Source organism: Tsukamurella sp. USMM236 (assembly GCF_037148755.1).
Lineage (GTDB): Bacteria > Actinomycetota > Actinomycetes > Mycobacteriales > Mycobacteriaceae > Tsukamurella.
In genome coordinates, this window is record NZ_JBBCSS010000005.1 from 129,383 (window position 1) to 141,876 (window position 12,494).

The 12,494-nt window shown below is 71.9% G+C and carries 12 protein-coding genes; 11 read left to right on the plus strand and 1 reads right to left on the minus strand.

The window, feature by feature from the left end:
* Positions 1-163 precede the first annotated feature (163 nt).
* From WFK95_RS17420 to WFK95_RS17430, 3 genes are read left to right on the plus strand one after another with little or no spacing between them, the layout of a single operon-like run.
* A complete protein-coding gene (locus WFK95_RS17420) occupies positions 164-781 on the plus strand; it encodes a GNAT family N-acetyltransferase (RefSeq protein ID WP_224651880.1) in 618 nt (205 codons plus the stop codon).
* A complete protein-coding gene (locus WFK95_RS17425; RefSeq protein ID WP_336671371.1) occupies positions 778-2,361 on the plus strand; it encodes a phytoene desaturase family protein in 1,584 nt (527 codons plus the stop codon). The genes WFK95_RS17420 and WFK95_RS17425 overlap by 4 nt, the downstream gene beginning before the upstream one ends.
* Positions 2,362-2,372: 11 nt before the next feature.
* A complete protein-coding gene (locus WFK95_RS17430; RefSeq protein ID WP_224651884.1) occupies positions 2,373-3,068 on the plus strand; it encodes an LppM family (lipo)protein in 696 nt (231 codons plus the stop codon).
* Here WFK95_RS17430 and metF read toward each other — a convergent pair.
* On the minus strand, positions 3,065-3,997 hold the full coding sequence (metF, locus tag WFK95_RS17435; protein WP_224651886.1) for a methylenetetrahydrofolate reductase [NAD(P)H]: 933 nt from the start codon (positions 3,995-3,997) through the stop codon (positions 3,065-3,067). The two genes, WFK95_RS17430 and metF, sit on opposite strands and share 4 nt — an antisense overlap.
* Before the next feature lie 24 nt (positions 3,998-4,021).
* Here metF and WFK95_RS17440 point away from each other — a divergent pair, with 24 nt between their 5' ends.
* The 8 genes from WFK95_RS17440 (at position 4,022) to WFK95_RS17475 (ending at position 12,445) form a co-directional block, all read left to right on the plus strand.
* Positions 4,022-5,110 carry a polyprenyl synthetase family protein gene (locus tag WFK95_RS17440; protein ID WP_224651888.1) on the plus strand — a complete coding sequence of 363 codons (1,089 nt, stop codon included), beginning with the start codon at positions 4,022-4,024 and terminating at the stop codon, positions 5,108-5,110.
* 121 nt (positions 5,111-5,231) lie between these two features.
* Positions 5,232-6,224 carry an ABC transporter substrate-binding protein gene (locus WFK95_RS17445; protein ID WP_224651890.1) on the plus strand — a complete coding sequence of 331 codons (993 nt, stop codon included), beginning with the start codon at positions 5,232-5,234 and terminating at the stop codon, positions 6,222-6,224.
* 92 nt (positions 6,225-6,316) lie between these two features.
* Complete coding sequence (locus WFK95_RS17450) at positions 6,317-7,243, plus strand: ABC transporter permease (protein ID WP_308011492.1); 927 nt, start codon at positions 6,317-6,319, stop codon at positions 7,241-7,243.
* Positions 7,230-8,258: an iron chelate uptake ABC transporter family permease subunit gene (locus tag WFK95_RS17455; protein WP_224651893.1), complete on the plus strand. Its 1,029-nt coding sequence runs from the start codon at positions 7,230-7,232 to the stop codon at positions 8,256-8,258. Before WFK95_RS17450 ends, WFK95_RS17455 begins: the two co-directional genes overlap by 14 nt.
* Entirely contained in the window at positions 8,255-9,049 is a 795-nt protein-coding gene (locus WFK95_RS17460; protein WP_224651895.1) for an iron ABC transporter ATP-binding protein, read from the plus strand. Before WFK95_RS17455 ends, WFK95_RS17460 begins: the two co-directional genes overlap by 4 nt.
* 71 nt (positions 9,050-9,120) lie before the next feature.
* The gene (locus WFK95_RS17465) at positions 9,121-10,068 is read left to right on the plus strand and encodes a TIGR03564 family F420-dependent LLM class oxidoreductase (RefSeq protein WP_336671372.1); all 948 of its coding nucleotides are present in this window, start codon (positions 9,121-9,123) and stop codon (positions 10,066-10,068) included.
* 28 nt (positions 10,069-10,096) lie between these two features.
* Positions 10,097-11,605, plus strand: coding sequence for an alpha-(1->6)-mannopyranosyltransferase A (locus tag WFK95_RS17470; protein ID WP_336671373.1), 1,509 nt, complete (start codon positions 10,097-10,099; stop codon positions 11,603-11,605).
* Between the two features lie 282 nt (positions 11,606-11,887).
* Complete coding sequence (locus WFK95_RS17475; RefSeq protein ID WP_336671374.1) at positions 11,888-12,445, plus strand: LysR family transcriptional regulator; 558 nt, start codon at positions 11,888-11,890, stop codon at positions 12,443-12,445.
* The last annotated feature ends 49 nt before the right edge of the window (positions 12,446-12,494 follow it).

Sequence of the window (12,494 nt, forward strand, 5' to 3'; positions counted from 1 at the left end):
AACGCTTCCCTCGTTCCGCGCCAGTCCCGCCCGGCGGACCGGGATCGGCGACCGAAGCCCCGGCGCCAGAACGTGTGCGCCAATCCGATGGTCCGTGATCGAACAATCATTCGATCACCTCTAATATAGCGTGAGTGTGCGAGACGTCAAGGGAGAGGAAGCCGTGACCGCAGTGCCGACGCAGCAACCACGGATCCACGTCCTGTCGCCGCAGGACGCCACGCTGTGGCTGCCCGCCGCCCTGCAGATCTACGTGGCCGCGATGGACTACCCGGCCGGCACGGAATCGCACCGTCTTCCCATGTGGCGCGAGCACCTGAACCGGCCCGGCTACGCCGCGTTCGGCGCGGTCCAGGCGCTCCGCACCGAGGACGGCCGCATCGTCGACCACCTGGTGGGCATCGCCTACGGCTACAGCGGCGCGGGCGATCAGTGGTGGAACCGGCAGCTCCGCGTGGGGCTGGGTAGGCGCGGGCTGACGCAGCAGCAGATCGAGGCGGTGGCCGCCGACTACTTCGAGCTCACCGAGCTGCACGTGCACCCCGCGGCGCAGGGGCACGGCGTCGGCTCGGCCCTGCTCGGCGCCCTGCTCGCCGACCGGCCCGAGCCGCGGGTCCTGCTCTCCACCCCCGAGGTGGCCGCCGAGCAGAACCGCGCCTGGCGGCTCTACCGCCGCACCGGCTTCTACGACGTGCTCCGCGACTTCCGCTTCTCCGGAGACCCGCGGCCGTTCGCCGTCCTGGGCCACGACCTGCCCTTCACCCCGCCGCCGGCACGGTGAGCGCGCGCGAAGTCGACGTCGCCGTCGTCGGGTCCGGCCACAACGCGCTGGTCGGCGCCGCGTACCTCGCGGCGCAGGGCCGGTCCGTGGCCGTCTTCGAGGCCGATGTCGTGCCGGGCGGGGCGGTCAGCACCGTCGAACGGTTCCCGGGCTACCGCGTGGACCGCGGCTCGTCGGCGCACCTGATGTTCCGGCACACCGGCATCGCGGAGGAGCTCGACCTCGCGGCGCACGGGCTGCGCTACCTGGACTGCGACCCGTGGGCCTTCGCGCCCACCCCGCCCGGAACGCTGGCCCCGCCGATCGTCTTCCGGCGGGACCTCGGCGCCACCGCCGAGTCCATCGCCGCGGCCTGCGGCGCCCGGGAGGCGGCGGCGTACCGTCGGTTCGTCGCGGAGTGGACGCCCCGGGCGAAGGCGACCATGGCCGCCTTCGGCTCCTCCCCCACGGCCCCGCGGCTGGGCCGCGCGTTCTGGCCCACGAAGGGGCGCGCGAGCCTCACACAGATGTCGCGCACCTACCTCGCCTCGGGCGATCAGCTGCTGGACGAGTACTTCGACGACGAGCGCCTCAAGGCCGCGCTCGCCTGGTTCGGCGCCCAGTCCGGCCCCGCGATGAGCGAGCCCGGCACCGCGCCCATGATCGGCTTCGCCGCCCTCCTGCACACCCTCCCGCCGGGCCGGGCGGTCGGCGGCAGCGGCGCGCTCACCGCCGCCCTCCTCTCCCGCCTGACGTCCGACGGGGCCACCGTCGCGCTGGGCTCCCCCGTCACCGCCCTGCGCCGTGCGGGCCGGGAGTGGGAGGTCACCGTCGGCGGGCCCGACGGTGCGCGGACCGTCCGGGCCCGCACCGTGCTCGCGGGCTGCCACGTCCTGACCACCCTCGGCCTGCTGGAGCGCGGCGGCTACGACGCCGGACGGATCGCCGGCTGGCGCCGCACCATCCAGGTCGGCCCCGGCGTGGGGATGGTGCTGCGGCTGGGAACCACGGCGCCGCCCGCCTTCGACGGGGTGCAGCTCGCCGACCAGTCCGGGCTGGGCCTGCTGACCGCCGACCGCGGGCACCTGGCGCGCGCCCGCGGCGACATGCTGGCCGGCGACGCACCCCGTCGGCCGGCGGTGCTGGCGATGACCTTCTCGGGTCTCGACCCGTCCATCGCCCCGGCGGGCCGGCACAACACCACGCTGTGGGCGCAGTGGTACCCGTACGCCTTGAGCGGCGGGCAGGAGTGGGCCGCCGTCGCGGAGGCGGAGGCCGACCGGATCGTCGCCGAGACGCAGCGCTGGGCGCCCGGCTTCGCCGACTCGATCGAGCACCGCTTCGTGCAGACCCCGGCGAGCCTCGAGTCGGAGCTCGGGCTGCTCGGCGGGAACGTCATGCACGTGGAGATGGCGCTGCACAACATGCTGCTGTTCCGGCCGGTCCCCGAGCTGGCGGGCGGCCGCGTGCCGGGCGCGCCGGGCCTGGCGCTGGCGGGCGCGTCGATGCATCCGGGCGGCGGCGTGAACGGATCGAGCGGGCGGATCGCGGCGCGGCTGCTCGCCCGCGACCTGGGACACCTGGCACGATGGCGACCGTGATACTCCGAAGGATGCTCGCTGCCCTGGCGGTCCTGCTGCTGGTCGCCGCCCCCGCGGCGTGCGCCGGCCCCGGCAAGGGCGACCGGATGTCCGGCAAGATCGTCGCCGCGCAGACGCCGGCGTCGAACCCGCAGGGCCCGCAGATCGCGGCGCCGGGCGAGCTGAAGGGCCTCGCGGAGGTCAAGGCGTACGACTCGAACGGCAAGGTCGGAACGCAGATGATCTTCCAGGAGATCACCTTCGGCCAGTTCAATCAGGTCGGCGACGTGGTCTCGCAGGCGTTCGACACGTCGGCGGCATCGATCAAGATGCGGGTGCAGCGCACCGGCGGCACGGTGATCCTCTCCGGCACGGCCGACCTGTCGTCGCTCGCGCCGAACTCCGCGGTCATCGTCGTCCAACTGCAGTTCCCCGGCCCGGTGACCGCCACGAACGGCCAACAGGAGGCCGACGACCTGGTGACCTGGACGCTCAACGCCGGCACGTCCGCGGCGCTGACCGCCGAGGCCGAGTACGCCGACCCGTCGATCGCCTCGTTCACCACGTGGGCGTGGATCACCGCCCTGACCTCGTTCCTCGCCGCCGCGATCGTCGCCGGCGCCGCCTACGTGCGCCGCGACCGCAGCCCGAAGCCCGGTCAGGAGTCCGACGAGCCCGAGTCGCTCATCGAGCTGCCCCAGTGGCTGCGGGAGAAGCTCAACCGCTAGACGCCGACCGGCAGCATCCCGAGGTTCTCGAGCACCTCGGAGGTGGCCTTCGCGAAGTTCAGGGTGCAGAAGTGCAGCGCCGGGGCGCCCTCGGCGATGAGCCGCTCCCCCATCCGGGTGGCGATGTCGATGCCGACGGCGCGCACGGCGGCGCGGTCCTCCTCGGGCCCGTCGCCCGCGGCGGCGCGCAGCTCGGCGCGCATCGCGTCGGGGATCTTCGCGTTCGACAGCTCGGCCATGCGGACCACCGACTTCAACGACGTGATCGGCATGATCCCGGGGATCAGCGGCTTCGCGCCCTGCTCCGGGTCGGCGGCCACCACGGCGTCGCGCAGCCGCAGGTAGTCGTCGACGTCGAAGAACATCTGGGTGATCGAGTAGTCGGCGCCCGCGCGCAGCTTGTTCGCGAAGTACCGCACGTCGGTGTCCAGGTCGGGCGAGCGGTGGTGCCCCTCCGGGAAGGCGGCCACGCCCACGTGGAAGTCGCCCAGCTCGCGCACCAGCTCGACGACCTCGCTGGCGTACTTGAGCCCCTCGGGGTGCCGCACCCACTTGCCCATCGGATCGCCGGGCGGGTCGCCGCGCAGCACGAGCACGTTGCGCACGTCGCGGTCCGCGTACGAGCCCATGAGGGCGCGCAGCTCCGAGATGCTGTGGTTCACGGCGGTCAGGTGCGCCACCGGCAGCAGCGTGGTGGTCTCCGCGATCTCGCCGGTCACGCGGACGGTGCGGTCGCGCGTCGAGCCGCCCGCGCCGTAGGTCATCGAGACGAACGCCGGGTCCATCCGCTCGAAGGTACGGACGGCGCGCCACAGCCGGGCCTCGCCCTCCTCGTCGCGCGGCGGCATGAACTCGACCGAGAACGGCATTCGGCCGCTCGCGCGCACGGCGTCGAGTCGGTCGAGTACGGTCCGGCTTTGTTCACTCACGCCCTTAAGAATAGGTTTCCAGGTATGACGCTGCCCGTCGCCCCGCCCCAGACCTCCCTGACGGACATCGCGGCGGCCGTGCAGCCGGCCCTCGAATCCTTCCTCGACGAGCGCCGTGACCTGGTCGAACCCGTCGGCCCGGTGTTCGTGGAGACCACCGCGGGGCTGGAGCGCTTCGTTTTGCGCGGCGGTAAGCGTATTAGGCCCGCGTTCGCCTGGGCGGGGTGGCTGGCGGGCGGCGGGGAGGCCGACGGTGACGTCGCCCGGGCCGCGCTCCGGGCGTGCGCGTCGCTGGAGTTCGTGCAGGCGTGCGCCCTCATCCACGACGACATCATCGACGCCTCGCTGACCCGGCGCGGCTTCCCGACGACGCACCGCGAGTTCGCCCAGCTGCACGCCGAGCGGGGCTGGTCGGGCTCGTCGGAGAAGTTCGGCGAGGCGACGGCGATCCTCCTGGGCGACCTGGCGCTGGCCTGGGCCGACGACATGTTCCTCGGCGCCGGCCTGGCCCCCGAGCGCTACCTGCGGGCCGCGCGCGCGTGGGCGGCGATGCGCACCGAGGTGCTCGGCGGCCAGCTGCTCGACATCGTCAGCGAGGCCTCGCGGGACGAGTCGGAGGAGGCCGCGGAGCGCGTGGTCCGGTTCAAGACCGCCGGCTACACGGTGGAGCGGCCGCTGCACGTGGGCGCGGCGCTGGCCGGGGCGTCCGACGCGACGATCGCGGCGCTGCGGGAGATCGGCGTCGACCTGGGCGTCGCCTTCCAGCTGCGCGACGACCTGCTGGGAGCCTTCGGCGACCCGGCCGTCACGGGCAAGCCCTCGGGCGACGACCTGCGCTCCGGCAAGCACACCCCCATGCTCGCGCACGCCCTCGCGACCGGCGGCGCCGCCGCGGCCGAGCTGCGCGCCCTCGTCGGCACCAACCTCGACGACGCGGGCGTCGAGCGTGCCCGGGCCGCCCTGCGGGAGACGGGGGCACCGTCGGCCATGCAGGCGCGGGTGGAGGAGCTCACGGCCCGGGCCACGTCCGCCCTGGCGGAGGCGCCCATCGACGACGGTGCGCGGCCCGTCCTGGCCCGGCTCGCGGCGGTCCTCGTCGACCGCGCGGCCTGATCGCGGTCAGCAGGGTTAGGCAAACCTAGCCACCCCTGGGTATGGTTCCGTTTACCTAAGCCTCTTTACTGATGGCTTACGGTGCCCGTCTTGCAGCAAGTACGAGAAGGAGTCACCCCGCATGTTCACCCGCTTCCGCAAGGCCGCGCCCGTCGCGGCCGCGCTGATGGCGACCGGCCTCGTCTTCGCCGGCTGCTCCACCACCAGCGCCGATGAGGACAAGCCCGCCGCCGGCGAGAAGATCACCGTCAGCACCAACAAGGGCGAGGTGCAGGTCCCCAAGAACCCGAAGCGGGTCGTCGTCCTCGACAACACGAGCGCGGAGACCGTCAAGGCCATGGGCGTGACCCCCGTCGCGATCCCCAAGGGCCTGTTCGCCAAGAGCGTGCTGGGCGACTGGATCTCCAACGCGGACATCAAGGACACGGGTACCCACGCGGAGCCGAAGCTGGACGTCATCGAGGACGTCAAGCCCGACCTGATCATCGGCGGCTACCGGTTCGCCAAGGCGGAGGGCGACATCAAGAAGATCGCCGAGAAGACCGGCGCCGCCTTCATCGACATCGCCGCCGAGGACGGCGCGCCCAAGGGCCGCGTCGAGACCATGCGCGATTCGACGATCACCCTGGGCAAGATCTTCGGCAAGGACGAGCAGGCGAAGCAGATCGTCGCCGACTTCGACAAGAGCCTCGACGCGGCGAAGGCGCAGGCCACCGGCCAGAGCGTCTTCCTCTCGATCGTCAACGGCGGCAAGATCGACAACGGCGCCAAGCGCATGCAGCCCTTCATCGCCCCGCTGAACCTCAAGGACGTCTTCGGCGGCCAGGCCGGCGACCATCACACCAACTCGGGCCTCACGCCCGAGGCCATCGCCCAGGCGAACCCGCAGTGGGTCATCGTCATGGACCGTGACGCCGCCGTCCCGCCGACCGACGGCAGCAAGCCGCAGACCGCGGCCGAGACCTTCAAGGCGCAGCAGGCCTTCGCGAATGTGGAGTTCCAGCAGAAGGACCGGATCTTCTACCTGGACAACGACTTCTACATCCGCGAGGGCATCCAGGACTACGGCGAGAACTACGCCAAGCTGGCCGAGGCCATCGCCGCGAAGAAGTGACGGCGACGCACACCGACGCACCTCCCCAGGCGGGTCCCCGGAAGGGGACCCGCCTGGGTCGCGTCACGCTCCCCCTGCTCGCACTCGCGTGCGTGGCACTGCTGTTCGCCTCGCTGATGACCGGCGAGTACCACATCACCCTCGCCGGACTCCTCGCCGGCGACGACGAGATGTGGCGCATGTTCTTCATCTCCCGCGTCCCCCGCACCGCGGCCCTGGTCTTCGCGGGCCTCGCGATGAGCTTCTCCGGCGTGATCATGCAGCGGCTCACGCAGAACCGGTTCGTCGAGCCGACCACCGCCGGCACCGCCGAGTGGGCGGGCCTGGGCGTGCTGCTGTGCATGCTCTACATCCCCGGCGCATCGCCGATGGTCCGGATGATCGCCGCCACGGCGACCGCGTTCCTCGGCACCCTCGTCTTCCTCGGCTTCATCTCCCGGATCCGGGCCCGGCGCTCCGCGATCGTGCCGCTGGTGGGCCTCATGCTGGGCGCCGTGGTCAGCGCCATCACCACCTATCTGGCGATCGGCGCCAACCTGCTGCAGGCCGTGGTGAGCTGGCGCTCCGGCGGTTTCGCGCACATCGTGCGCGGCTTCTACGAGCCGCTGTGGGCCGTCGCGATCATCGCCGTGGCGACCTTCCTGTTGGCGAACTACTTCACCATCGCGGGGCTCGGCAAGGACGTGGCGACGTCGCTCGGGCTGCGCTACGGGCTCACGATGGGCATCGGCGTCACCATGGTGGCGCTGGCCTCCGGCGTCACCAGCGTGGTCGTCGGCTTCATCCCATTCCTGGGCCTCGTGGTGCCGAACATCATCAGCGCGCTGCGCGGCGACGACGTGCGCAGCGGGCTCCCCTGGGTGGCCGTGCTCGCCACCGTCCTCATCGTGGGCTGCGATCTCATCGGCCGGGTCGTGGTGCGCCCCATGGAGATCCCCGTGTCCGTGATCATGGGCGTGGTCGGCGCCGTCACCTTCCTGTCGATCCTGCTCACGAGGAGGAACCGTGTCGCTCTCTGAGGCCGTCTCGGCTCCCGCGGTGGCCGGGAGTACGAGCCGCGTGGGCTGGCGCGCCCGGATGGCGATCGCCGCCACGCTCGCCACGGCGTGCCTCGCCGTCTACCTGCTGATGCGCACCGGCGCGGACGACGTGCTGCGCTGGGACTTCCAGTTCGGGCTGTCGTTCGAGCGGCGCCTGCGCACCGCCACCGCCATCCTCATCGCCGCCTTCTGCGGCGCCCTCTCGACGGTGCTCTTCCACACCGTGACGCACAACCGGATCCTGACGCCGCAGATCATCGGGCTGGACTCGCTGTACGTGCTGATCCAGACGGTGGGCGTGTACATCGTGGGCGGCAAGTTCGTCGACAACGGGGATTCGGTGCCGCAGTTCGTCGCCCAGACCGCGGCCATGGTGATGTTCGCCGCCGTGCTCTACGGCTGGCTGTTCTCGGGCCGCTTCGCGAGCCTGTTCCTGTTGCTGCTCGCGGGCGTCGTGCTGGGCCTGGCCTTCCGCGCCTTCGCCGAGTTCCTGCAGCGCCTGCTCTCCCCCACCGAGTTCGACGCGCTCTCGATCAAGCTGTACGGCCGGCTCACCGCGGTGAACGCGGACCTGCTGCCGATCGCCGCCGTCACCTGCATCGTGGTGGGCGTCATCGTCTGGCGGCGGCGCCGCGTGCTCGACGTGCTGCTGCTGGGCCGCGATCCCGCGATGGGCCTGGGGGTGAACCACCAGCGCGAGCTCACGCTGGCGCTGGTCCTCATCGCCGTCCTGGTGTCGATCAGCACCGCGCTCGTCGGCCCGATGATGTTCTTCGGCTTCATCATCGCCACGCTCGCCTACCAGCTGGCCGGCGACTGGCGGCACCGCGCGACGCTGCCGATGGCCTTCCTGCTCGGCGTGATCCTGCTCGCCGGCGGGCAGTTCATCCTGCACAACATCTTCTACGCCAACGGGATGCTCACGGTGATCATCGAGTTCGTCGGCGGAATCCTGTTCCTCGCCATGCTGTTCCGCCGAAGGGGGACGATGTGACCACCCAGAATCTGACCGAGACGATCCCGGCGATCGCGTTCACGGACCTCACCAAGACGTACGCCGAGACCGTCGTGCTGGGCCCGGTCTCCGGGGAGTTCACCCGCGGCGGCGTCACGGCGCTCGTCGGGCCCAACGGCGCCGGGAAGTCGACGCTGCTCACCATCCTGGGCCGCCTGCTGACGCCGGACTCCGGCACGGCGCTGCTCGAGGGCACCGACATCCGCACCATGAAGCCGACGGAGGTGGCGCGCAAGCTCGCCATCCTCCGGCAGGAGAACGGCGTGAACGCCCGCCTGACGGTGCGCGACCTCGTCGCCTTCGGCCGGTTCCCGCACAGCCGCGGCCGGATGACGGCGGAGGACGTGCGGCACGTCGACGAGGCCCTGGGCTTCCTGGGCCTGACGGAGCTCTCCGACCGCTTCCTCGACGAGCTCTCGGGCGGCCAGCGCCAGCGCGCCTACGTCGCGATGACCCTCGCGCAGGACACCGACGTGATCCTGCTGGACGAGCCGCTCAACAACCTCGACATGCGCCACCAGGTGGGCATGATGCGGCGCCTGCGCCGCGCGGCCGACGAGCTGGGCAAGACGATCATCCTGGTGGTGCACGACCTGAACTTCGCGGCCGCCTACTCGGACCGCATCGTGGCGCTGAAGAACGGCACCATCGCGGCGTCGGGCGCACCGTCGGAGATCATGACCGGCGAGCTGCTCACCGAGATCTTCGAGACCCCCGTCGCCGTGCACGTCCTGGAGGGCGGCCCCGTGGCCGTGTACGCGGGGCTGTAGCCGCGGGATCCCCCAGGATCAGCGGGGTCGCAACCCTGGCGGCGGGCGCGCGACGGGGGCAGGCTGCTGTCATGGTCTCCAGGCTCCCCGTCGACGTGGGCGTCGCGCTGTGGCAGCGCGCGGACGCGGTCGACCACGTCGGCGACATCGTCGGCCAGGCCCGCACCGTGCACGGGCTCGGCGTGCCCGCGGTGTGGTTCGGTCAGCGCCAGGACCACGACGCGCCGACGCTCGCGGCCGTGGTCGGCGCGCAGGTTCCGGGCCTGCGGGTCGGCACCTCGGTGGTGCCGCTGGGTCCACGTCACCCGCTCGTGCTGGCCGGCCAGGCGCAGACCGCGAACGCCGCGAACGGAGGCCGGTTCACGCTCGGCGTCGGGGTCGCCGGACCCGACCGCGACCGGCCGACCTTCGGCGTCGGCGTGGACCGCCCGATCGGTCACCTCCGCGAGGCGCTCGCCGTTCTCGACGACTTCCGCGCGACGGGCGTCGTCGACCACGCCGGCGATCAGGTGATCGCGCGCACCACGGCACCGTCGGCGATAGCGGGCGGCGGTGGCTTCGGGCTCCTCGTGGCGGCCCTGGGCGAGCAGTCCCTGCGTGCGGCGGGCGAGCTCGCGGACGGCACGATCCCGTTCCTCACGGGGCCGCGGACCATCGCGGAGCGCATCGTCCCCGGGCTGCTCCAGGGCTCCGGCGGCGCCCCGCGCCGAGTGGTGGCCGGGGTGGTCGTCGTGGTGACCGACGAGGCAGACCGGGTCCGGGACGCCGTGCGGCCGGCCCTCGACTTCTACGCGACGGTGCCGTCGTACCGATCGGTGTTCGGGGCGGAGGGGATCGCCCACCCGATCGAGCTCGCCGTCATCGGCGACGAGGAGTACGTCGGGCGGCGGCTGAGCGAGTACGTCGACGCGGGCGCCACCGAGATCTTCGCCACGCAGACCGATCTCGGCGGCCCCGAAGATCAACGCCGCACCTGGAACCTGCTGGGCGCGCTGAGCCGCGACCGAAGCGCGGGCTGACGCCCGGCCCTTCACTAGACTGGCGGGGATGTCCGGATCAGTTCAGTCCGCGCTGCGCGGCTACAGCACGTTCCTCCGCTCGCCCGAGGGGCGCCCCGCCCTGCTCGGGCTCGTCGGCGCCGTCCTGACGACCGTGGGCAGCTTCGGCGCCGGCGCGATCCGTGTGCACGACACCACCCTCGAGGCGGCGCACCTGTCGTGGCTGCGCTTCGGCCACGGCCTGGTGCTGAGCTCGATCCTGTTCTGGACGGGGATCGCGCTGCTGGTGATCGCGTGGATCCGGCTGGGCCGCGCCGCGCTGGGCGGCCGGCTGCAGGTCCCGCAGGTCGCCGGCACCGTCGCCCTGTGGATCGTGCCACTACTTGTGGCCGTCCCCCTGTACTCGCGCGACGCCTACTCCTACCTCGCGCAGGGCGCGCTGCTGCGCGACGGCTTCGACCCGTACGTGGACGGCCCCGTCGTGAACCCGAACGGCCTGCTCGACGACGTGAGCGGCATCTGGACCACGACCACCGCACCCTACGGCCCACTGTTCATCCTCATCGCCAAGTGGATCACGCAGCTGTGCGGCGACAACGTGCTCGCCGGGGTCATCGCGCTGCGGCTCGCCATGCTCCCGGGCATCGCCCTCTCGGTATGGGGCGTGACGAAGCTGGCCCGGCACTTCGGCGCCAAACCCGCCGTCTCGCTGTGGTTCGCGGTGCTCAACCCGCTGGTCGTCGTGCATCTCGTGGGCGGCGTGCACAACGAGACGCTCATGGTGGGCCTCGTGGTGGCCGGGATCGCGCTCGTCCTCGACCGGCGGCACCTGTTCGGGGTCGCGGTGATCGTGACCGCGGTCGCCGTCAAGGGCACCGCGGCGATCGCACTGCCCTTCGTTGTGTGGATCTGGTTCCACCACCGACGCGAGACGAACCCGCAGGAATCGCCCGCGAAGGCCTTCGGCGCGGTGCTGGCCGCCTCGGTGGGTGCCTTCGTCGCGCTGTTCGCGGCGTTCACCGTCATCGCCGGCGTCGGGCTGGGGTGGATGACGGCGCTCGCCGGCTCGATCAAGATCATCAACTACATCACCCTGCCGACCGCGCTCGCGCAGATCACGGCCTTCCTCGCGGCCCCGTTCACGGACCTGCACCTGGCGCCGATCCTGGTGGTGACCCGCGCCCTCGGCATCGTTCTGCTCGCGCTCACCCTGGTGGTGCTGTGGTGGCGGTTCCGGCAGAACGAGCGGCGCAACGTGATGGGCATCCTGCTGGGCCTGCTGGCCGTGTGCGTGCTCTCCCCCGCGTCGCTGCCCTGGTACTACACGTGGCCGCTGGCGGTGGCGGGCGCGTTCACCTGGTCGCGGCGCACGCTGGCGATCATCGCGGGCCTGTCCGTGTGGCTCATGGTGGTCTTCATGCCCACGGGGTCCATCGGCCTGTACTCGCTGTGGAACGTCGCGCTGGCCGTGGCGCTGGGCGCGCTGGCCGGCTGGTCCCTGCTGGGCCCTGACCCGCTCAAGGTGCGGCCGAAGCTCGGCCTCGCACCCGCGGTGTAGGCGCGAGCTCCGCGAGAGCGGGCGGGCAGGCGTAGGAACGGACCTGCCCAGCCGGAAGTGGTGACGTGTCGCCTGGAACGGGCTATGCGGCATACCGCGAATGCGTAGGTCAGAGCGTCGCGATGACGTGGAGCTATGCGGATTCGGCATACCGAGCATCGCTCGGCGGTCCGAGCGCGGCACCCGTCGGCCCTCCGCGCAGCCCCGCCCGCGCCGAGCATCGCCGCACCCACCCGACACGTCGTTCCCCGACGTGTCGGTGCTCGGGGCTACCGTCCGGACATGTCGGATATCGAGCGGTTCCGGGTGGTCGCGACACTCGCCCGGACGCGCAGCATGAACATGGCCGCACGCGCGCACGGGATCGCGCAGTCCACCGTGACGCGGTACGTCTCCGCGACCGAACGCACGCTGGGGTTCGCGTTGTTCGAGCGCGGGCCGGGCGGCGCCTCACCGGCGCCGGCCGGTCTCCCGGCGCTCGCGATCATCGAACGGATCGTCGCGGACATCGACGAACTGAACGCGCTGAGCGGCACTGCGCGGCGGTCCGTCACCATCAGCCGTACCGCCGAGATCGGCCTACCCGACCATCTGGAGGGCAAGATCACGCGATGGAACCGGGAGCGCGAGCTGCAGATCCACCAGGTCATCGTGGACGACCCGGTCGCGGCGCTGCGCTCCGGCGAGTCCGATCTCGCCGTCGCCCTGGTGACGGGGCCGCGACTCGACGGGTTCGAGGCCGTTCCAGTGCGGGTGTGGTCCCGGAGCCGGCGGGTCGAACTGTTGAACCGGCCGGACGTGAGGCCGCAGGCCCGCGCGGTTGTCGACCACTTGTCATGAGCCCCAGAGCTATGCGGTTTCGGCATACCCTACGTAGCAGAAGTGCACC